The following is a 20,434-nucleotide window of genomic DNA, read 5'->3' as shown; positions in this document are numbered from 1 at the left end:
CCGTGAGTCCCGGGGTCACCTCGACCACCCTCACCGGCCTGACCAACGGCACCGCCTACACCTTCACCGTGGTCGCCACCAACGCCATCGGCGACTCTCCGGCCAGCGACCCCTCCAACACGGTCACCCCGGTCGCTCCGGCCACCGTGCCAGGGGCCCCGACTGGGGTGACCGCGACCGCCGGGGACGCCCAGGCGATGGTGTCGTGGACCGCGCCAAGCAGCGATGGGGGCTCGGCCCTGACCGGGTACACCGTGACCAGCTCCCCCGGCGGCCTCACCAAGACCGTGAGTCCCGGGGTCACCTCGACCACCCTCACCGGCCTGACCAACGGCACCGCCTACACCTTCACCGTGGTCGCCACCAACGCCATCGGCGACTCTCCGGCCAGCGACCCCTCCAACACGGTCACACCAGCGGCGCCGGTTGTGACACCACCGCCTGGCCCCACGCCCGCGTGCATGGCCGCCGAAGCGGATCTATCGTCCGCGAAGGACGCTCTACAGCGAGCTCAGGGCAAGCTCGCGGTGGCGAAGAAGAAGCTCAAGGCTGCCAGGTCTGCACCGCTCAGCGTCCGGGCGGAGAAGGTCAAGAAGGCCAAGGCAAAGGTCGCGGCCGCCAAGAAGAAGGTCAGGACTGCCAAGAAGGCTGTCGAGACAGCACAAGCATGGGTCGCCTCGAGTTGCTGAGCGCACCTCGCAAACGTGCGCGTTCAGGTCAGGCGCAAGCAGCCACAGTGAGCTCGGAGCAATTCAGGTGGTGGATCACCGAGCTGTGACCTAGACAATGAGCGACGTCTCCTCGACGTTGATCATCCGTGCGTAGAGCACCTGCTCGTTGACCTCGAGGTTGTTGATCAGGGTCAGCGCGAGCACAATGCCTCGGCCGACCAGCTCGCCGCCGACCTCGCCGTACTGCACCTCGATCAGCACGTTGTCGGCGCGCTCGTCGTTGCTGACGCTGTCCGGGTCCTGCCAGGTGCCGGCGGCGGCGAGCTCGGTCGAGGCGCGCATGAAGTCGAGCGCGCCGGCCTTGAACCGCGGGACGGCGAGGGTCAGCAGTTCCTGTGATCCGCGGTCGAGGTCGCAGCCGAGCGACTCGTCGCCGAACAGCAGGACGAACAGGACGTCCTTGGCCTTGGTCAGCAGCGCGTCGCCGGACTCGGTGCGGTGCGCGCTGGTGATCAGGGCCGTGCCCTTGGCCGGAGCCTCGGGCCGCAGGTGGCCGGCGGCGACCAGCGACTCGCGGGTGGCGCCGGCGTGCTCGGCGAGAAAGGCCTCGAGCGCGCCCAGGCCGAAGCCCATCGCCGCCACCCGGTCGTGGCGCTCCTGCCGGGCCCGGGCCTTGGCCTCGGCGACCTGGCGGCGGTCGGCCTCCTCGAGCGCGTGGGCGTCGAGGGTCAGCCGCACCACCTGGTCGACCAGCCACTCGCGGCTCTGATCGGCGAGGGCTGCGCGCAGCTTCTCCTCGAACGCCGGCACCAGCTCGCGGTTGATGCCCCGGACGATGGTCTCGATGGTCGTCACGACCTCGGAGTCTGGCGCCTGAGCTCGGGTGATTGCCATAGCTGCGGTGGTCTCGACAGGCTCGACCAGCGGGGCTTCAGCGGGTGCCTTCCTTGCGGTGGTCTCGACGACGCTCGCTGGCGCTCGCTGCTCGACCACCTCGAATTGCGTGGCAATCCGTCGGTGCTCGCTGTCACCCTGGTCGCAGGATGAATGTTGAGCCCCGCACCGTCGGAGACACCAAGCAGACTCCGACGAGCGTGCCGGCACGCACCCTCGGGGTCTCCGAGTCGCGCCTGGCCGCGGTGTCCACGCGGCTCAACCGGCCGGCTGTTGCGGCGGTCGGTGCGGCGCTCGCGGCCGTGCTGGGCGAGGACGCCGAGCGCCTGCTGGCGAGCGGTACGGCAAAGGGCGCGCCGGTGTGGGGCATCGCCGAGACGACCGCGGGCGACCGCGCCGTACCCATCTCGGCCATCGTCCTGGTGCCGGCCGGGGTCATCTGCGACCACGAGGTCGTGGCCCGGATCCACCAGGCCGAGTGGGAGGCGGAGCTCGAGGTGTTCACCACCGTCGAGCGGCTGATCGCGCTGCGCTCGGCGTTCCGGGCGTGGGTGGTCGAGACGACCACGACGGCGTCGCCGTTCCGGTTCGGCCAGTTCACCGTCGAGGCGGACAACAAGGGGATCAACCTGACCCGCTGGGACGCGGGCGAGGTGACCCGTGACGACCTGCTGCTCCCGGGGCACGTGTGGGAGACCGTCGACAAGCACGTCCACGGCTCGCTCGCGATGAGCGAGACCCTGGCGGCGGCCGGGCTGGCGTCGTCGGCCGGCGTGCTGTGCGTCGGGCCGCCGGGCACCGGCAAGAGCCAGCTCGCGCGGATCGTGGCGACCGAGGTCAAAGGCCGGGCGACCGTGCTGATGGCGACCTCGTGGGCGGTCCAGCGGTTCCTGACGCCGCTGTTCCGGCTGGCCGGCCAGCTGGCGCCGTCCGTCGTCGTCATCGACGACCTCGACCTGGTGGTCGGGTCGCGTGGGGCGGGCGCCGAGCAGCTGCACGGCTTCCTCGGCTCGATGGACGAGGTGATGGCGTCCCGCGAGGGCGTCGTCGTGCTGGCGTCGACCAACGCGCCGGGCAGCATCGACCCCGCGGCGATCCGGGCGTCGCGGTTCGACGCCGTCATCGAGATGAAGGCGCCGGGCCCGCAGGGCCGCTACCGGATCCTCGAGCGCTACCTGGCGGCGTTCCCCGACCTCGACCTGGGCCGCGTGGTCCGGGCGACCGACGGGGCGACCGGCGCCGACCTGCGCGACCTGGCCCGGCGGGCCTACTTGGGCAGCGAGGGCCGGGTCACCACCGAGGCCGTGCTGCGGGCGGTCGCGGCGGGCCGGTTCTCCGAGGAGCTCACCACCGGCGCCTACCTCTGATGCCTCTGACCCCCCGGCTCGGGACACGGGGGGTCAGAGGGGTCTGGTGGGTGCCTACCTCACGGTGGCGAACAGGCCCGGGTTGGTGGCCACCGGCCGCTTCAGGTCGGGGCGTACGGCGCGGTAGGCCTCCACCATCGGCGCGATCTCGCTCGGCTCGGCGCCGTGCAGGATCACCGAGTGGCAGCCGAGCTCGAGCTCGCGCACGATCGTCCGAGCGGCCTCCTCGGGACGGCCGTGGGCCGAGGCGGCCAGCCACTCGTCGGGGACCATCTCGCCGAGGCGCTGCAGCGTCTCGGTCGAGGCGGTCGCGTCGATCGCACCGCCGGCGTTCGAGGCGTCGACGAAGAGGTCAGAGGTCTTGAGCTTCTCCCAGGCGCCGGGGTCCCAGCCGTTCACCGAGACCAGGGTGTCGCCGTAGGCCTGGAAGTAGGTCACCAGCCGGCCCACACCGCGGCGCACGCGGTCGTCCTCGGACAGGTCGTCGGGTACGGCGGCCAGGCACGACCAGATGCGCACGGCGTCCGGGTCGCGGCCGGCCCGCTCCGCGCCGCGGCGTACGGCCTCGATGGACGAGGTCGTGGCCTGCTCGGAGAAGAACGTGTGCATGACGACGAAGTCGCAGAGCTCGCCGGCGAGCTCCATGGTCCGCGGGCCGACGGCCACGAGGCCGAGCGGCGGGCCGCCGCCCTCGAGGCCGTGCAGGTTGTGCAGCACGGGGAACGTCCCGGCCGGGCCGTCGTGGTCGAGCACGAAGCCGTCGGTCCACAGCTGGCGCAGCATGGTCAGGAAGTCGCGGAGGACCGCCTCGGTGACGACCGGCAGTCCGAGAGTCCTCCAGTGCTGGGAGGAGCCGCGGCCGAAGGACATCGCATAGCGGCCCTCGGTGATCGCCTTGAGCGTCGACCCCATGGCGGCGGTGACGACCGGGTGCCGGGTGTGGTGGTTGATCGCGGCGCTGGCGATGCCCAGGGACGGCGCCCGTCCGGCCACCGCCCCGGCGAGCGCGCCCGCCTCCTTGACGGTGAACCGCTCGCTGATCATGCAGGAGCCGAGACCCAGCCCCTCCGCGTCCGTGGCCTCGGTGAAGACCTTCCGGGCGTCGGCGGGGTGGTGGGTGACGGCGTAGTAGGCGAGCTCGTTGAGCTGGTCGGTCACGTAGGTGCCTTCCCTGCGGAGGTTTCGAGACGGTCGCTGCGCGACCTCCTCAACCAGCGGGAGGCAGTTCGGTGTAGATCGACTTCAGCTCGGTGTACTGCGCCAGGCCCTCGGGCCCGAACTCCCGGCCGAGACCCGAGGCCTTGTAGCCGCCGAACGGCGCCGCGAAGTCCATCGTGTAGGTGTTGACGCCGTAGGTGCCGGTGCGCACCCGGCGGGCCACGTCGAGGCCGGCCTCCTTGTCGGCGGTCCACACCGTGCCGGCCAGGCCGTAGTCGGAGTCGTTGGCGATGGCCACCGCCTCGTCGACCCCGTCGTAGGGGATGACCGAGACGACCGGGCCGAAGATCTCCTCCTGGGCGATCCGCATCCGGTTGTCCACGTCGGCGAAGACGGTGGGGCGGACGTACCAGCCCCGGTCGAGGCCGTCGGGCATGCCGTTGCCGCCGACGACGACGCGGGCGCCCTCCTCCTGGCCGAGCGCGATGTACTTCTCGACGCGCTCCTGCTGCCGCTGGGCGACCATCGGGCCGATCTCGGTCTCGGGGTCCATCGGGTCGCCGACCTTCATCGACCCGATCGTCTCGCCGAACGCCTCGACGAACTCTTCGTACCTGCTGCGCGGGGCGAGGACCCGGGTCTGGGCGACACAGGCCTGGCCGGAGTTCATCACCGACGTGAACTTGAGCCCCTCCAGCGCCTGGGTGAGGTCGGCGTCCTCCAGCACGATCGCGGCCGACTTGCCGCCGAGCTCGAGCGAGACCCTCTTGAGCTGCTCGCCGCACACCGCGGCGATCTTGCGGCCGGCCGCGGTCGACCCAGTGAACGCGACCTTGTCGACGCCGGGGTGGGCGACGAGGTGGGCGCCGGTCTCGCGGCCGCCCTGCACGAAGTTGACCACGCCCTGGGGTACGCCGGCCTCCTGCAGCAGCTCGGCCATCAGGTAGGCGTCGAGCGGCGACTCGGGCGCCGGCTTCACCACGATCGTGCAGCCGGTCAGCAGCGCGGGGACGACCTTGGACATGATCGTGAACTGCGGGACGTTCCACGGCGGGATCGCCGCGACGACGCCGACCGGCTCGCGGCGTACGACGACGGGCGCGCCGAGCGCGCCCGGGCGCTCGGCCTCGAAGTCGAACTCGCGGGCAATCGCCAGGAACGCCTCGATCTGCATCCACGGCGCCGGCGACTGCGCCAGGTTGGAGAACGACGTCGGCGACCCCATCTCGAGGGTGATCAGGTCGGCCATCGCCGTGAGGCTGCCGGCGTAGAGGTTGGAGAACTCCTGGACGACGTCGATCCGCTCCTGCGGCGACATCTGCGGCCAGGGCCCGGAGTCGAACGCCGTACGCGCGGCGCTCACCGCGGCGTCGATGTCGGCCGGCGAGCCGTCGGGGACCCGGGCGGCCACCTCCTCGGTGGCCGGGTTGATCACCTCGATGACGTCGGAGGTGGCCGGGGCGGCCCAGCCGCCGTCGATGAAGAAGGCGTCGCGGTCGTGGGTCATGGGGTGCTCCTGGTCGTGGTGCGGGCGGGCGGGCGCTTGTAACTCAGTGTCCGGGTCACTGCCACGGTGTCCGGCCACCGTGCTAGTGACCCGGACACCGGGTTACAGCGACGGGCGGCCGGCAGGGCTGCGGTCATGGCGCGTGGATGAACCAGTCGGTGAAGCCGGAGGGCTCATGGAGGCCAAGGACGCCGTGCTCGTAGAGGCCCCAGCCCTCCTGCGGGTCCTTGCCCTCCTCGGTCCAGACGGCCCGGCCGACGCTGTCGGTGAGGCCGAACGGCACGCGGCCGACGACGCCCGGGTCGGTCATGTCGTAGGTCAGCCGCTCGGTGAAGCCGGCGCCCTTCCACTGACCGTGGCCCCAGTCCGAGTCGCCTCCATAGCCGCCGCCGACGTGGATCGGGACGGGCAGCAGCGACTCCAGCTCGATCGTGACCGGCGTGCCGTCGGGCAGCGTGCACTCGACGACGCCGCTCTTGGGCGTCCGGGTGCCCGAGACGTACGTCGTGCGGATCCGCGGCCAGCCGAGCTGCTCGATCCGGCCGTCCTTGAAGATCCGGGTGCAGTCGTTGAGGAGCCGGTAGCCGTCGGCCTCCTCCTGGATGATCAGGCAGACCCCGAAGTCGTCGAAGGCGACCGGGACGTAGAGCCACCACATGCCGTTCCACGCCGGCTCGGCAGGGCGGCCGGGCGGCTCGGCCTCGCCGGAGGGGCGGATCCCCCACGACCGGTCGCGGGAGCCGATCCAGCGGTCGGGCGTGACGGCGAGGTCGGCCCCGTCGATCGAGATGACCCCCTCCCACGAGCCGCACTGGGCGAACCGCTGGGCGTCCAGCACCTTCTTCAGGGTGCCGGTGCGCATCACGTGCGGCGCCTCCTGGATGGCGGGGAAGAGGCCGCGCCAGTGGAGGTCCATCGCGATGCCCTCGGTCTCCTCCAGGACGACCCTGACCTCCTCCAGCGGCTTGGGGACCTCGATCCGGAAGTTGCCGATGCGCGGGTTGAGCCGGTCGTGGTCCATCGCGTCGCCGAGGTGGACCGCGGTCTGCTCGTCGCCGCGGCGGATGAGGACGAACGCGTCCTTGGTGCCCAGGTTGGGGTAGTAGCCGGCGCCGAAGATGGCGAAGACGTCACCGGTGCGGTCGTGGGCGTTGAAGTACCAGCGGTCGTAGAAGTTGCGGTCGCTGCTGCCGACGTCGACGACCGGCTGGGGCAGCTGGTGGATCGGGTACTCGTCGAGCCCGGTGATCATCAGGCGCCTGCCTTCGCGAGGAGCCGCTCCATCAGCGGCTTGTGGTGGAAGAGGGACTCGATGTCCTCGGGCCGCTCGACCTCACCGAAGTGGATCGACCGGGCGCCGGTGCGCATGAAGACCACGCACCACTGGACGGCGTTGTAGAGGTGGTACCAGGTGAGGTCGCCCAGCTCCTTGCCGGTCGCGGCGGCGTACGTCGACCTGACGTCCTCCTCGCGCATGAAGTCCGGCATGCCCGGGAACCCGAACACCTCGGTGATCGACTCGAAGACCATGTGGGCGAAGACGATCCACGACAGGTCCATCTCGCGCGGGCCGATCGCGGCCATCTCCCAGTCGAGGACGCCGACCGGCGCGAAGTCCCGGAACATCACGTTGCCGATCCGGGAGTCGCCCCAGCAGAGCACCGTGTCGGTCTCGGACTCCGGCTCGTGGGCGTCGAGCCAGTCCAGCGCCCGCTCGGTGATCGGCGACGGGCCGAGGTCGGGGACCGCCCACTCGTACCAGGCGCGTACCCACGCGAGGTTGCGGCGCAGCGGGGTGTCGCCGGGGTAGGACGACCGGTCGAGGAACGCGAACGTCTCGGCCGCCTCCGGGATCGAGTGCAGCTCGGCGATCGCCTTGATGGTGTTGTCCTGGAGCCGGCGCTGGTCCTCGGGCGAGGCGTCGGAGAGCCAGTTGCCGTCGATGTCGGGCGCGGTGCCCCAGTTGTAGGGCGGTACGTCGGGCGGCACGACCCCGTCGATCCGCTTCATCAGGAAGAACGGCGTGCCGAGGACCTCGCCGGTCGGCTCGAACAGCCCGACCTCCGGCACCGGTACGCCGGTGCGCTCGCCGACGATCCGCATCGCGTCGTACTGGTCCTGGAGGGCGTAGTCCATGAAGACCGGGTATTCGTCAGGGCTCGGCGCGACCCGGGCGACGAACTCGCGCGTCGAGCGCTCGCCGTCCTCGGTCCAGGTGGCGTCGAAGACCAGCGTCTCCGAGCTCATCCCGTTGGCGTCGATGCCGCTGAGGATGGTGACCTCGGGCTCGGCGCCGGCCGGCAGCGCCCCCCTGAGCCAGTCCTCGAGCAGCGGCGGGACGGTCGCCGGATCGCGTGCGGTGCGCTGCAGCTTGAGGTCTGACGTGGGGCCGATGGTCACCGGCAACTCCTGTGACGTGGGTCTCTAGTTGACACGCGTCAGTTTTGTAGAACGTGTTCTAGTTGTCAACGGACCTGGTCTCAACGGACGCGAGGCAGCCGGTACCGCTGGAGGAACGACCACTGCACCGTCGCTGCGTCGACGGGCGCCCCCGCCTCGGTCGTCGGATACTCGTGCGGCCACCTGCTGATGCTGATGAGGCGCACCCTCGCGTGCCGGTCGCAGTGGCCCCACGTCTTGGTGACCACGGGGACCGTCCCGGCGCGACGCGGTCCCGGACGGCAGCCGTTGTGCGCGGCCCAGCGCCGGGCCATCTCGTGGGCCGACGGCAGCTCGACGTCGCCCGGGGGCTGCCCGGGCAGCTGTGGGTGGCCACCGTGGTAGGGGACGACGGTGTCCGCCTTGCCGTGCACCGAGACGACCGGGACCGGCCGGCTCGGCGGCTCGGCGCAGTCCGCGAGCGGAGCACCGGCCACGGGCCCGATCGCCGCCACCAGGTCGGCGCGGTCGCACGCGAAGCGGTAGCTCATGAACGCACCGCTGGAGTTGCCGACGACGTAGACGCGGCGGGGGTCGGTGCCCTGCCGACGGGTGACCCCCTTGATGAGCTTGGCCAGGAACATCACGTCCTGGGCCTCGGTCGGCCGACTGCGCCATCCGGCGGTGTAGGAGTCGGGATAGACCAGCACCGCGCCCTCCTCTACGGCGACGCGGTCCCAGCCGCTGGTCAGCTGGAACCGCTCACCCGAGCCGTACAACCCGTGCAGCGCCACCACCAGAGGCGCACCCCCCGCGCCCGTCGTCGGGACGACCAGCCGATAGGTGCGTCGCTCGCCGGGCATCCGGATCGTGTGTGTCGACGTCGTCGCGCCGGCCGCAACAGCACCACGACCTGCGAGGTTCGACGGCGAGTCTGAAGGTGACGCCACCTGCGCACCCGCGGAGCCGGCCACCATCAGCGTGAGGACACAGGTGGCGACCACGGTCACGGTCCTGGGTCGGCGCATGAGTCGGCGCATGGGGAGAACCTACGACGAGAGGAACCTGTCGACGTACGCCGCGAAGCGGGCCCGCAGCGCCTCGGCGTCCTGCCCGAACATCTCCGGGCTGGTCGCGATCGTGCCGAGCCGGCCCCGCTGGTGCCCGTCGAGGTAGTCCGCCATCGCCTGACGCGCCTCGTCGGTGAGCTCCTCCCCCGCCAGCTCGTAGACCTGGGAGGCGACCGCCAGGTCGTCGGCCATGAAGTCGTCGAACCGCACGTCCAGCGAGCGCTCGCCGGGCACCACGTGCCGGTCGCGCAGCAGCGACTGGAGCATCCGGTCGAGCCGGTCGACCCAGTAGTCACTGATCTCCGCGACGTCGACCGGCGATCGGTGCATGCGCGCGGAGTAGCAGAGCATCGCCAGCATCGAGAGCGTGACCGGGACGGGGTCGCGGTGAGTGATCACGACCGTCAGGCCGGGGAAGACCTTCTCCAGCACCGGCAGCTGCTCGAGGTGCTGCGGCGACTTCAGCAGCCAGCGGCGGCCGCCGCGCAGGAACTGCAGGGCCTGGAGCTGAAGGCGCAGGTGCTCGTAGTGCGGCGTCTGGTCGTGGGCGAGGTAGTGGTCGCGCCAGGACGGCACGTGGCCGAGCGTCTCCATCAGCATCGAGGAGACGTCGTTGAAGAGGAGCTGGATCTCCTCGTGCACGTGCTCGGTCGTCATCTCGTGCATGAGCGGGAACAGCGGCATCGCCTGGTTCATGAAGTCCACGGCCATGTCGGTGCGCGCGAGCCGCGGGTCCGGCTCGACGCCCGCCTCGGCCGGCAGCGGGAACGGCTCGACCGACTCCCAGTAGCGGAGCACCCGGAACGTCGGGCCGGCGGCCAGCAGGTTGTGCAGGTGGGTGGTGCCGGTCCTCGGCAGCCCGGCGATGACGACCGGCGGGACCAGTTCGAGGTCGCGGATCTCCGGGTGGCGCTTGACGAGGTCGGTGAGCAGCAGCCGGTTCTTGAGCACCTGGAGCAGCTGCATGTGGAAGTTGAGGACGCCCGGCCCGTGCAGCCCGTCGATCTCGCGGACGGCGCCGAGGAACACGTCCAGCCGCTCGCGGTAGTCGTCCGGCCCGAAGTCGTCGAGGCCGGTCTCGGCCCGGGCCTTGTCGTGCAGGACACCCGCGTCGAGCGGGCAGTCCGCCGCCATCACGGTCATGAAGTCGCGGATCTCCTCGACCTCCGGGGTGAAGCGCGGGACCTCGAAGTCGTCGATCCGAACGGGTTCAGCCATGACCCTGCCTTTGCGGTCCGTCTTTACGTTACGGTGGTCACGTAATGAAAGCGCAAAGCGGGCGTCCGCGGAACCCCCGGATCGACGAGGCGGTGCTGCGCGCCGCGGCCGAGCTGGTCGTGGAGGTGGGGTACGCCGACCTGACGATCGCCGCGATCGCGCAGCGGGCCGGCACCAGCAAGCCCGCCATCTATCGCCGCTGGCCGAGCAAGGCCCACCTGCTGCACGAGGCGGCGTTCCCCGAGGGCGAGCAGCTGTCGCTGCCCGACACCGGCGTGCTCCGTGACGACCTGGCCGAGATGCTGCGGCGTACGGCGGCGGCGTTCGCGCACCCGGTGGCCCGCGCGCTCACGCCCGGGCTGATGGCCGAGATCGCCGCCGACCCGGCGCTGCACCCGGCGCTGCTGGAGCGGTTCGGCGGCACCTGGAGGGCCTTCCACGACCGGATCGCGACCGCTGTCGATCGCGGCGAGGTGCGCGCCGGAGTCGACACCGACGTCCTCATCGAGACGCTCTCCGGCGCGGCACTGATGAGGCTGATGCTCGCGACCACCGAGGGGCTCGACGAGCACTGGGTCGGCCAGACCACCGACCTGCTGATGAGAGGGATCGCCGCATGACCGACTCCAGCCACGAGTCCACCGCCGCCTGGGGAGAGCTGCTCGACACGCTCCGCGACCTCGACAAGTCGTTCCTCGACGGCGACCGCGCGGTGGCCGACGACCGGCACGTCGCCGACGGCTACCGGGCGCTGGCGACGACCTTGGGGGTCGCCTTCGACACCTACCTGTTCGCCGAGCCGAGCCGGCCGATCTTCATGGAGCTCAACACGCCGTTCCGCCGGGACCGGCGCTGGGGCGGTGACAACACCGACGCGTTCTACCGGTTCGCCATGGTCGACCCGGCTCGTCGCTACCGGATCTCGGGCAACAAGGGGGACGCGATCTACTTCGCGCTGACGGGCTACAACGAGCCGGCGCCCGGCACCTGGTCGGACAAGATCGTGCTGCACCTGAACGACACCGACATGGGGGTCGACGCCAACGGCGACTTCTCCTTCGAGATCGGCCCGGTCCCCGACATCGCGGCGCTCGTCACCCGCGACTACCAGGTCGATCCCCTGACCGGCCGCCCCGTGACCTGGCAGATCGAGGCGCTCGAGCCGCCGGATCCGATCCGGCACGGCGACGCGGAGACCGCGGCGGCGCTGCGCGCGTCGGCCGCGTGGTTGCGCACGATGTTCATGATCATCCCGCTCACGATCGGCGTGCGCAGCGAGGAGCAGTCGACACAGGGGCACGAGGTCGCCAACGCCGCCAACACCATGGGCCCGCCCTACCAGGTGCCGGACGCCAACTTCGGCTGGTCGGCCCGGGACGCGTGCTACTCCTTCGGCAGCTACGACCTGGCCGAGGACGAGGCGCTGGTGATCACCCACCGCCCGCCGGAGGTCCGCTTCTGGAGCTTCTGCGTCTGGAACCAGTTCATGGCCAACCACTCCGCCGGCGACGGCCGTACGTCGGTCAACATCGGCAGCGCGGTGCCCAACGCCGACGGCACCGTCACGATCGTCCTCGCGCACGGCCAGGCCACCCACCCCAACGCGGTCACCACCATGGACTACCCGCGCGGCAACCTCGCGTTCCGCTGGTTCCTGCCCGACGCCGTCCCGGCGCCTCCGGAGGTCAGCCTGGTCAAGCTGGCCGACGCGCCGATGAGCTGCACGACCTAGCCGGGTCAGACCCTCGACGACGCCAGCACCCAGCGAGCTAATGCGGTCGCGGAATGCACGGTCACCGACCGACAGTCGTCATAGCGAGACAGCCGTGAGGGAGGGATGCGATGACACTCGTGGACCCGGGGCGTGCCCCGGCGCCGGTCCGTCGAGCCCTGGTGAGGGCCGGGCCGGCGGTGCGGCGCGGCATCGCCGAGCTGGCGCTAATCGCCGGGTTGTACGGGCTCTACCGACTCGGCCGCGTCCTCGCCCGCGGTCAGGAGGCGGTGGCACACGGCAACGCCGTCGACGTGCACCACCTCGAGCGGGCGCTGCTCCTCCCGTCCGAGGCGTCGGTCCAGGGGCTGGTCCCGTCGGACACGCTGCTGCACCTCGCGAACCTCTACTACGTCTCGGCGCACTTCCCGTCGATCATCGCGTTCCTCGTCTGGGGCTATCTGGTCCGGCCGCGGGCGGAGTACCAGTGGGCCCGCAACCTGCTGATCGGCCTCACCGGCGCTGCGTTGGCGCTCCACGTCGTCTATCCGCTGGCTCCGCCGCGGATGTTTCCGCAGTGGGGCTTCACAGACACGATGGCCGTCCTCGGCCCCAACGCCTACGCCGGCGCGAGCGGCGACCTGGCCAACCAGTTCGCCGCGATGCCCAGCCTCCACGTGGGCTGGGCGGCCGTGATCGCCTACGTGGTGGCCCGCACCGGGCCGCGGTGGCTCGCCTCGCTGGCCGCCGCGCACGTCCTGGTCACGTTCCTCGTCGTGGTGGTCACCGCCAACCACTACTGGCTCGACGGGGCGGTCGCGCTGCTGCTCCTGGGGGTCGCCGCGCTCGTGCTGCCGCCGCCCGCTAAACGATCTCCGGCGCCTTGACCCGGGCCTCGTCGGCCTCCTGGTCGGTCAGCGCGAGCTGCGACTGACGCTCCGCCTCGACCCGGCGCAGGTAGTGGTCGACCTCCTCGGCGACCCGCGCCTGGTCCCAGGCCAGCTCGGCGCCCATCAGCCGGGCCACGGGGGTCGCGGCGGAGACGCCGCGGTCGAAGGTCTCGATCGAGATGCGGGTACGCCGGGTGAGGACGTCGTCGAGGTGACGCGCCCCCTCGTGGGTGACGGCGTAGACGATCTCGGCCGCGAGGTGGTCGTCGGCGCCCTCGAGCGGGGCGGCCAGGTCTTGACGGGCGTCGATGAGCGCGAGCAGGTCGTCGACGCGGGCGCCGTAGCGGCCGAGCAGGTGGTCCACCCGCGCGACGTCGAGTCCGGCCCGTCGGGCCAAGTGGACGCGCTGGTTGGACCTGGCCTCGTAGCCGTCGGCGCCGACGAGCGGGATGCGGTCGGTGATCGAGTCGCGGACCATCACCTCGGCGGTGCGGAGCCAGTCGCCGGCGGCGTCGACGGCGTCCTTGGCCATCACCCGGTAGGTCGTGAGCTTGCCGCCCGCGATCATCACCAGACCGGGCACCGGCGTCACGACGGTGTGCTCGCGGGAGATGCGCGAGGTCGGCTCGGACTCCCCCGACAGCAGCGGCCGCAGGCCGGCGTACACGCCCTCCACGTCCTCGTGGTCGAGCGGCTCGCGGAGGATCGCGTTGACGTGGGTGAGGATGTAGTCGATGTCGGTGCGGCTGGCCGCGGGGTGCGCCTTGTCGAGGTTCCAGGGTGTGTCGGTGGTGCCGATGATCCAGTGCCGCCCCCACGGGATGACGAACAGCACGGACGTCGCGGTGCGCACGATGAACCCAGCCTCCGAGCGGATCCGGTCGCGCGGGACCACGAGGTGGATGCCCTTGCTCGCCTGCACGTGGAGCGAGCCCTTGCCGCCGACCATCTCCTGGATCTCGTCGGTCCAGACGCCGGCGGCGTTGACCACCACCCGGGCGCGGATCTCCAGGTCGGTGCCGGTCTCGAGGTCGCGGGCGCGTACGCCGACGACGCGCTCGCCGTCGCGGAGGAACCCGGTGACCTTGACCCGGGTGGCCACGTGGGCGCCGTGCGCCGCGGCCGTGCGGGCGATGGTCACGACCAGGCGCGCGTCGTCGACCTGGCAGTCGTAGTAGCGGATCGCCCCGGCGATCGACTCCGGCGCGAAGTCCGGCGCGATCCGGGCGACCGTCTTGCGGGTCATGTGGCGGTGGCGCGGCACCCCCATGTCGTACTTCCCGAGCATCGCCATGCCGTCGTAGAGCGCCAGGCCGGCGCCGACGTAGGGCCGCTCCCAGCCGCGGTGGGTCAGCGGGTAGAGGAACGGGACCGGCCGGACCAGGTGGGGCGCCAGCCGGGTGAGCAGCAGCCCGCGCTCCTGCAGCGCCTCCTTGACCAGGGCGAAGTCGAGCATCTCGAGGTAGCGCAGGCCGCCGTGGATGAGCTTGCTGCTGCGGCTGCTGGTGCCGCTGGCCAGGTCGCGCTGCTCGACCAGCCCGGTGCTCAGGCCGCGGGTCACCGCGTCGAGCGCGACGCCGGTGCCGACCACGCCGCCGCCGACGACGAGCACGTCGAGCTCGTGGTCCCCAGGATCGCTCGGACCACTCGCCATGGCCTCGATCGCGCGGATGCGGGAGTCCGGGCTGAGCGCACTAGGGTCGGCCACCTCGCAAGTCTCTCAGCCAGCCCGTGTCACTCTCTCCACCAGTCCGTCAGGCAACCCAGGGATCTCCTCATGCGTCTTCCCAACGTGCGCGCACACGTGGGGATCGCCGCCTGCGCGGCGCTGGCCGCCGCGGTGCTGGGGACGCCGTTCCCGGACTCACCCGAGCCCGCTCAGTCTCGGCTCGGGATCGTGCTCAGCAGGGGCGGCGACCCCGCCCCGTCCACCCCACCGGCTCCCCCGCCGCCTGCTCCGGCGGCTCCGGCGGCTCCGGCGCCCGAGCCGCGCCGGTTCTCGCTCGTGATGGGCGGCGACCTGCTCTGGCACGACACGGTCTGGCAGAGCGCTGCGGCCGACGCCCGCCACGGCGAGCCGTATGACTTCGACCCGATGTTCGCCGACGTCCGGCCGCTGATCGCCGGTGCGGACCTCGCGCTGTGCCACAACGAGGTGCCGTTCGCGGCGCCGGGCGCTCCCCTGCAGAGCTATCCGGTCTTCGCCGCCCCGCCCGAGATCGCACCCTGGATCGCCTCGATGGGCTGGGACGCGTGCACGACCGCCTCCAACCACGCGCTCGACCAGGGCTTCGACGGCCTGGTCCGCACCGCGTCGCTGCTCGAGGCCGCCGGCGTGGCCCACGTGGGCACGTTCCGGACCGCGCGCGAACGCCGGCAGCCGGTCGTGCTGACCACGGCCGACGGCGTCCGGGTGGGGTTGGTCGCCGGCACCTACGGCCTCAACGGCTTCCCGCTGCCCGAGGGCCGCGAGTGGTCGGTGTCGATGCTCGACGTGCCCGACCTCCTCCGCCAGGCCCGCGCCGCGCGCCGATCGGGCGCTGACGTGGTCGTCGTGCATCTGCACGCCGGCTACGAGTACGACGAGCATCCCAGTCCCGAACAGGTCGCGGCCGTCGAGCGGCTGACCCGGTCACCCGACGTCGACCTCGTGCTCGGCGAGCACGCCCACACCGTCCAGCCGATCACCCGGGTCAACGGGAAATGGGTCGTCTACGGGATGGGCAACCTGGTGGCCCAGCAGGAGATCACCCGGCCGGAGACCTACCGCGGGATCCTGGTCCGCTTCGTCTTCGTCGAGCAGCCGGACGGATCGTTCGCCGTCCGCCGCGCGGCGTACGTCCCCGTCGGCTGGAACCACATCGGCTCCGGGCCCATCCGGGTCCGCGCGCTCGACGACCCCGGCGACGAGGCCGCCCGGGCCGCGGTCGTGGCCGCGGTCAACGGGCTGGGTCGGACGCCCGGGCTGAAGGCTGAATAGCCGCGCCCGCCCCGGATAGTCCCAGACGTTCGGCACCGCGAGACGCCGTAGGGCTGTGCCGAACGTCAGGGACTATCCAGAGCCGAGCCGGCCCTACCCCACGATGCAGGCCGTCCCGACCCGGCGGAAGCCGACACCTTCGTAGATCCGGGCGACGTCGTCGCTGCCGGCCGACATGAAGACGGTGCGGACGCCGGACGACGCCGCGTCCGACGCCAGCGCCCAGGTGAGGTGGCCGGCGATGCCGCGGCGACGGTGGGCAGGGAGCACACCGACGCCCACGATCTCGGTGACCTCGCCGCGCGGGTTGTGCGAACCCCCACCGACCGCGCCGGCCTCCGGGTCGAACGCGCCGTAGAGCACCGACCCACCCGACTCGAGCAGCTCGCGCAGAGTGTCGAGGTCACCACCTTCGGCAGCGACCACGGCGTCGCGCTCCGCGACCGACGCCGGGCCGGTGCGCGTGTCGTCCTGGTCGAAGCCGACGTGGACGGCGGCCCGCACGGCGGCGAGGTCCGGGTCGTCGGGTCCCAGGCGGCGTACGAAGGCCGGACTGACCCGCTCGACCGGGTCGCCGTCGAGGACGAGCAGCGGGTAGTCCTCGACCTCGATCCCCGCCGCGACCACGGCGGCCCGCAGCGACGGCGTCGTCTGGTCGACCCACTCGATCGACTGCGGGACGCCGAGCTCCTCGAGGCGGGCCAGCACCGCGGTCACGTCGGCGGCCGCCACCGGCGCGGTGAGACCGAGCCGCGGACGGGCGTAGTAGGGCCAGCCACCGCGGGACACGAAGATCGTGAACGGCCCGTGCTCCTCGGTGTCGGCGTTGGCGCGCGGCGCCTCGTCGTAGTAGCCCTCGAGCCGGGCCAGCAGGTCGCTCATCGGGCCATCGTGGCCCAGCGCGGCAGACTGGTCGCGTGATTTCCGTCGAGCTGGCCCAGGCGCTGCGCGAGGCCGGGGTGGCCTGGCAGCCCCGGCGGGGCGACGCGTTCGTGGTCCCGGACCATGACCTCGACGACCAGGTGTTCGTGCTCAGCGACATGGTGATCGAGCAGCAGGACGTGCCGGGCGGCCCGCCGATCCTCGCGTTCAACGGCACGACCGAGTGGGCCCTCGACAGCCTCGAGGCGCACGACGCCGTGTGGCTGCCCCGCGAGGACCAGCTCCGAGACCTGCTCGGCGACACGTTCGTCTCGCTCGCGCAGGCGGGCGGTCCGGTCGGCGGGTACGTCGTCACGCTGGCCGACGACAGCCGGCACGTCGACGTGGACGCGGCATGTGCCTACGGTCGGGCGTTGCTCGCGAACCTCGGCGGGTCGTAGGTCGCCGCCGTGCAGGTGCCGCGGAGCTCGGCCGGGTAGCGCGGCTGCACCGCGCAGACCCGGCGCATCATGTCCCTGGCGTCCGGCGGGAGCAGCCAGCCGCGGCGTACGGCCCGGTCGGTCGCCCGCCCCATCAGCAGCTGGTAGCGGTCGAAGGTCGGGTAGAGCTCCTGGAGCTGGGCGTCGCTGAACGGCACGGTGATGCCACCGAGGTTGCAGGTCGTGCTCTCGTAGCGCGCGACGGGCACCTCGACCGGTGGCAGCCGGATGCCGCCGAGGGTGTTGCCGTGCTCGTCCTTGGCCAGCTCGGTCCCGTCGAACTGGTAGCGCGGGGTGCGCGCGGGACGCTTGCCGGTGCGGACCCAGCGGTTGAGCTGGTGCAGCGCCGTGCTCGTGGCGTAGTGCATCGGCATGGTGGCGCCGGCCAGCGTGCAAGTGGCGTGCAGGGGGTCGGGCACCTGGCCGTAGTTGCCGGCGTGGTCCATGATCTCGGCGTAGCGCTCCCGGTCGGCCGCCGGCTGGTCGGCCACCCGCGGGCCGTTGCCGTCGACGGACTGGACCCCGATGAAGAAGTCCGAGTGCGCGGTCGCCGCCACCTCCCAGAGGCGGTAGTTGCGGTCCTTGGTGGGCTTCTCGGGCTCCGCCTCGCGGTCGGAGAGCAGGTTGAGCACGGGTACGTCGAGCGGCGCGGGGAACGTCTTCTTGACCGTGCCGTTGCCATGGATCAGGAAGCCGTCGATCACCTCGGCCTGCGCCTGCCACTGGGTGATGTAGTCGTAGAGCTTGTCCGCCGACTGCGACTGCCCGGCCGCGATCACCTGCTTCACGGCCAGGCCCTTCATCGGGTCCAGGCCCCGGTGCGCGCGCATCGCCCGCGCGACCTGGCTGAAGATGTCTGCGGAGTACTGGTCGCCGGGGTGGTTGAGCGAGGCATACCGCACCGGGTCGTAGGCCTGTGGGGTCAGCGGGGAGCAGCACAGCCCCGCCTTCTGGGCGCTGACGTGGACGAAGGTCCAGCCCTCGCGGAGCAGCATCTCCCGTGCCTCGAGGGTGTCCACGGCGTTCTCGAACTGGGCGGTGACGTTGACCCAGTCGAGCATCACCGTGCCGTTGGAGCGGCTCTCCTTGCGCGGCCGGAACACGATGATGCGCGTCGTGTAGGGCGCGGTGCTGCCGTCGAGGGCCCGGGCCGTGCCGGACACGAGGTATTCGCGCTGGCGGTAGCCGAAGCTCCTCAGCTCGTGCCAGGAGTCCCACAGCGGGTGGCCGTGCACGCCGTCCGGAGGCTTGCTCAGCGTCGGGAGCGGTACGCCGGAGGGCGCCGGCGCCGGCGCGACGGCAGGCGCCGGGAGCGAGGAGGCGTCGCCGGGCGGAGCCGTCAGCATGCCGACGGCCAGCGCCAGGCCGAGGCCGGCCCCGAGGAGCCCGAGAGCGCGTGGACTCGTCACGCCGGGAGTAACGGCGGTCACGTGGGCGCGGTTACGGCGCCGGTGGGTCAGCCGTGCGGGACGTCCCACTCCTTGTCGGTGACGAGGCCGTCGGTGAACACGACGAGGCTCCAGCGCCAGAACGCCATCCGGTCGTAGGTGCGTGCCCGGTGGTTGCCCCAGTGGCCGGCACCCTCGCCGCCGTAGCCGACGATCGCCTTGACCTCGCCACGGGTCAGCCCGTCCTCGATCGCCTTGAACTCCGCGCGGGAGATGGTGGTCTCCGGGGTCTTCTGGACGACCTCGAGCTTCTGACGCCGCGTCGCCGTGACGTCGCGGCAGTGGGCCACGGTGTAGGAGATGTAGCGACCGACCGGGACGCGCGGGAGCGCCACGCTGGGGAAGGAGCCGGTCCAGCGGAAGGTCCTCTTCTTCCCCGTCTCCTTGCTGGTCAGGACCCAGCGCACCCGCGGCTCGACCGGCCCCGCAGCAGCGCAGTAGACGAACGGGCTGATGACCCCGCCGCGCTCGTCGGTCGGCGCCCCGAGGGCCGTCGCCGGGCCGATCACCGGCGAGGGCGGCGCTGCCGGCGCCTTCGAGGTTCGGGCGACGCTCGTCGCGCCGGAGCCGGCGACGACGCACGCCGCGACCAGAAGTGCGACTGCTGATTTCCGGATCACGACTGACTCCAATCTGTCGGTCTAGGCCTGGAGCACGATCTCCACCCGCTGGAACTCCTTGAGCTCGGTGTAGCCGGTGGTCGCCATCGAGCGCTTGAGCGCGCCGACCAGGTTCATGGTCCCGTCGGCAACCCGGGAGGGGCCGAACAGGATCTCCTCGAAGGTGCCGACCGTCTCGAACTGGACCCGCTCGCCCCGCGGCAGGTTGGTGTGATGGGCCTCGGCACCCCAGTGGAAGCCGCGGCCGGGAGCATCGCTGGCGCGGGCGAACGGCGACCCGACCATCACCGCGTCGGCGCCGCAGGCGATCGCCTTGGAGATGTCGCCGGACTTGCCGATCGAGCCGTCGGCGATGACGTGGACATAGCGGCCGCCCGACTCGTCGAGGTAGTCGCGGCGGGCGGCGGCGACGTCGGCGACCGCGGAGGCCATCGGCACGGCGACGCCGAGGACGGTGCGGGTCGTGTGCGCCGCGCCCCCGCCGAAGCCGACGAGCACGCCCGCGGCGCCGGTGCGCATCAGGTGCAGCGCCGCCTGGTGGGTGGCGCAGCCGCCGACGATGACCGGGACGTCGAGCTCGTAGATGAACTCCTTGAGGTTGAGCGGCTCGGCCTGTGACGACACGTGCTCCGCCGACACGGTCGTGCCGCGGATGACGAACATGTCCACGCCGGCGTCGACCACGGTCTTGGCGAACTCCCGGGTCCGCTGCGGCGAGAGCGAGCCGGCGACGGTCACGCCGGCCTCGCGCACCTCGCGGAGCCGCTCGGTGATGAGCTCGACCTTGATCGGCTCACTGTAGATCTCCTGCATCCGGGCCGTGGCGTCGGTTCCCTGCAGCCCGCTGACCTCCTCGAGCAGCGGCTCCGGGTCGTCGTAGCGGGTCCAGAGCCCCTCGAGGTTGAGCACGCCCAGCCCGCCGTACCTGCCCAGCGCGATCGCGGTGGCCGGGGACATCACCGAGTCCATCGGCGCGGCGAGGATGGGCAGCTCGAAGCGGTAGGCGTCGATCTGCCAGTCGATGCTGACCTCTTCGGGGTCACGGGTACGCCGGGAGGGCACGATCGCCACGTCGTCAAAGGCGTAGGCGCGGCGTGCCCGCTTGGCCCGCCCGATCTCGATCTCGGTCACGGCCTGAGCCTATGCCGACCGCCTCCTGT

Annotated in this window: 19 protein-coding genes; 7 read left to right on the top strand and 12 right to left on the bottom strand. The window is 71.7% G+C overall.

Going from position 1 to position 20,434, the window contains the following annotated elements; all coding sequences use genetic code 11:
• The coding region (locus ACYVC6_RS07865) for a fibronectin type III domain-containing protein (RefSeq protein WP_460712663.1) at window positions 1-689 on the top strand (689 nt) is incomplete at its 5' end.
• Between the two features lie 90 nt (window positions 690-779).
• Here ACYVC6_RS07865 and ACYVC6_RS07860 read toward each other — a convergent pair.
• On the bottom strand, window positions 780-1,526 hold the full coding sequence (locus tag ACYVC6_RS07860) for a hypothetical protein (RefSeq protein ID WP_460712661.1): 747 nt from the start codon (window positions 1,524-1,526) through the stop codon (window positions 780-782).
• Between the two features lie 239 nt (window positions 1,527-1,765).
• Between ACYVC6_RS07860 and ACYVC6_RS07855 the strand changes: the two genes are divergently transcribed.
• Entirely contained in the window at window positions 1,766-2,932 is a 1,167-nt protein-coding gene (locus tag ACYVC6_RS07855; protein ID WP_460712659.1) for an AAA family ATPase, read from the top strand.
• A 54-nt stretch (window positions 2,933-2,986) separates the two neighbouring features.
• Here the strand turns inward: ACYVC6_RS07855 and ACYVC6_RS07850 are convergent, their stop codons facing one another.
• From ACYVC6_RS07850 to ACYVC6_RS07825, 6 genes are all read right to left on the bottom strand, one after another.
• On the bottom strand, window positions 2,987-4,090 hold the full coding sequence (locus tag ACYVC6_RS07850) for a TIGR03857 family LLM class F420-dependent oxidoreductase (protein WP_460712657.1): 1,104 nt from the start codon (window positions 4,088-4,090) through the stop codon (window positions 2,987-2,989).
• Window positions 4,091-4,139: 49 nt separating this feature from the next.
• Entirely contained in the window at window positions 4,140-5,597 is a 1,458-nt protein-coding gene (locus ACYVC6_RS07845; RefSeq protein WP_460712655.1) for an aldehyde dehydrogenase, read from the bottom strand.
• Between the two features lie 133 nt (window positions 5,598-5,730).
• Window positions 5,731-6,849: a hypothetical protein gene (locus tag ACYVC6_RS07840; protein ID WP_460712653.1), complete on the bottom strand. Its 1,119-nt coding sequence runs from the start codon at window positions 6,847-6,849 to the stop codon at window positions 5,731-5,733.
• The gene (locus ACYVC6_RS07835) at window positions 6,849-7,997 is read right to left on the bottom strand and encodes a phosphotransferase family protein (protein ID WP_460712651.1); all 1,149 of its coding nucleotides are present in this window, start codon (window positions 7,995-7,997) and stop codon (window positions 6,849-6,851) included. Before ACYVC6_RS07835 ends, ACYVC6_RS07840 begins: the two co-directional genes overlap by 1 nt.
• Before the next feature lie 80 nt (window positions 7,998-8,077).
• Window positions 8,078-9,016, bottom strand: a complete 939-nt coding sequence (locus ACYVC6_RS07830; protein ID WP_460712649.1) for a CE1 family esterase — start codon at window positions 9,014-9,016, stop codon at window positions 8,078-8,080.
• 9 nt (window positions 9,017-9,025) lie between these two features.
• A complete protein-coding gene (locus ACYVC6_RS07825; RefSeq protein WP_460712647.1) occupies window positions 9,026-10,264 on the bottom strand; it encodes a sulfotransferase family protein in 1,239 nt (412 codons plus the stop codon).
• A 44-nt stretch (window positions 10,265-10,308) separates the two neighbouring features.
• On the opposite strand from ACYVC6_RS07825, the gene ACYVC6_RS07820 reads away from it, so the two are divergent.
• The 3 genes from ACYVC6_RS07820 to ACYVC6_RS07810 all read left to right on the top strand — a co-directional run bounded on the left by ACYVC6_RS07820 (window position 10,309) and on the right by ACYVC6_RS07810 (window position 12,862).
• Window positions 10,309-10,884, top strand: a complete 576-nt coding sequence (locus tag ACYVC6_RS07820; protein ID WP_460712645.1) for a TetR/AcrR family transcriptional regulator — start codon at window positions 10,309-10,311, stop codon at window positions 10,882-10,884.
• Entirely contained in the window at window positions 10,881-11,996 is a 1,116-nt protein-coding gene (locus ACYVC6_RS07815) for a hypothetical protein (protein WP_460712643.1), read from the top strand. The genes ACYVC6_RS07820 and ACYVC6_RS07815 overlap by 4 nt, the downstream gene beginning before the upstream one ends.
• A gap of 110 nt (window positions 11,997-12,106) precedes the next feature.
• Window positions 12,107-12,862 carry a phosphatase PAP2 family protein gene (locus tag ACYVC6_RS07810; protein ID WP_460712641.1) on the top strand — a complete coding sequence of 252 codons (756 nt, stop codon included), beginning with the start codon at window positions 12,107-12,109 and terminating at the stop codon, window positions 12,860-12,862.
• Here the strand turns inward: ACYVC6_RS07810 and ACYVC6_RS07805 are convergent.
• Window positions 12,840-14,519 carry a glycerol-3-phosphate dehydrogenase/oxidase gene (locus ACYVC6_RS07805; RefSeq protein ID WP_460713328.1) on the bottom strand — a complete coding sequence of 560 codons (1,680 nt, stop codon included), beginning with the start codon at window positions 14,517-14,519 and terminating at the stop codon, window positions 12,840-12,842. The two genes, ACYVC6_RS07810 and ACYVC6_RS07805, sit on opposite strands and share 23 nt — an antisense overlap.
• Window positions 14,520-14,642: 123 nt before the next feature.
• Here ACYVC6_RS07805 and ACYVC6_RS07800 point away from each other — a divergent pair, with 123 nt between their 5' ends.
• Window positions 14,643-15,845: a CapA family protein gene (locus ACYVC6_RS07800; protein ID WP_460712639.1), complete on the top strand. Its 1,203-nt coding sequence runs from the start codon at window positions 14,643-14,645 to the stop codon at window positions 15,843-15,845.
• A 93-nt stretch (window positions 15,846-15,938) separates the two neighbouring features.
• Here ACYVC6_RS07800 and ACYVC6_RS07795 read toward each other — a convergent pair whose 3' ends face one another.
• Complete coding sequence (locus tag ACYVC6_RS07795) at window positions 15,939-16,727, bottom strand: GNAT family N-acetyltransferase (RefSeq protein WP_460712637.1); 789 nt, start codon at window positions 16,725-16,727, stop codon at window positions 15,939-15,941.
• A 35-nt stretch (window positions 16,728-16,762) separates the two neighbouring features.
• On the opposite strand from ACYVC6_RS07795, the gene ACYVC6_RS07790 reads away from it, so the two are divergent.
• Window positions 16,763-17,167, top strand: a complete 405-nt coding sequence (locus tag ACYVC6_RS07790) for a pilus assembly protein CpaE (RefSeq protein ID WP_460712635.1) — start codon at window positions 16,763-16,765, stop codon at window positions 17,165-17,167.
• Here the strand turns inward: ACYVC6_RS07790 and ACYVC6_RS07785 are convergent.
• From ACYVC6_RS07785 to ACYVC6_RS07775, 3 genes are read right to left on the bottom strand one after another with little or no spacing between them, the layout of a single operon-like run.
• Window positions 17,128-18,615 carry an alpha/beta hydrolase domain-containing protein gene (locus ACYVC6_RS07785; protein WP_460712633.1) on the bottom strand — a complete coding sequence of 496 codons (1,488 nt, stop codon included), beginning with the start codon at window positions 18,613-18,615 and terminating at the stop codon, window positions 17,128-17,130. The genes ACYVC6_RS07790 and ACYVC6_RS07785 overlap by 40 nt on opposite strands.
• A 47-nt stretch (window positions 18,616-18,662) precedes the next feature.
• Window positions 18,663-19,274, bottom strand: a complete 612-nt coding sequence (locus tag ACYVC6_RS07780) for a hypothetical protein (RefSeq protein WP_460712631.1) — start codon at window positions 19,272-19,274, stop codon at window positions 18,663-18,665.
• Between the two features lie 21 nt (window positions 19,275-19,295).
• The gene (locus tag ACYVC6_RS07775; protein ID WP_460712629.1) at window positions 19,296-20,405 is read right to left on the bottom strand and encodes a GuaB3 family IMP dehydrogenase-related protein; all 1,110 of its coding nucleotides are present in this window, start codon (window positions 20,403-20,405) and stop codon (window positions 19,296-19,298) included.
• Between the last annotated feature and the right edge of the window lie 29 nt (window positions 20,406-20,434).

The sequence above is a fragment of the Nocardioides dilutus genome (assembly GCF_054779555.1).
This window is presented reverse-complemented; position numbering and strand designations above follow the sequence as displayed.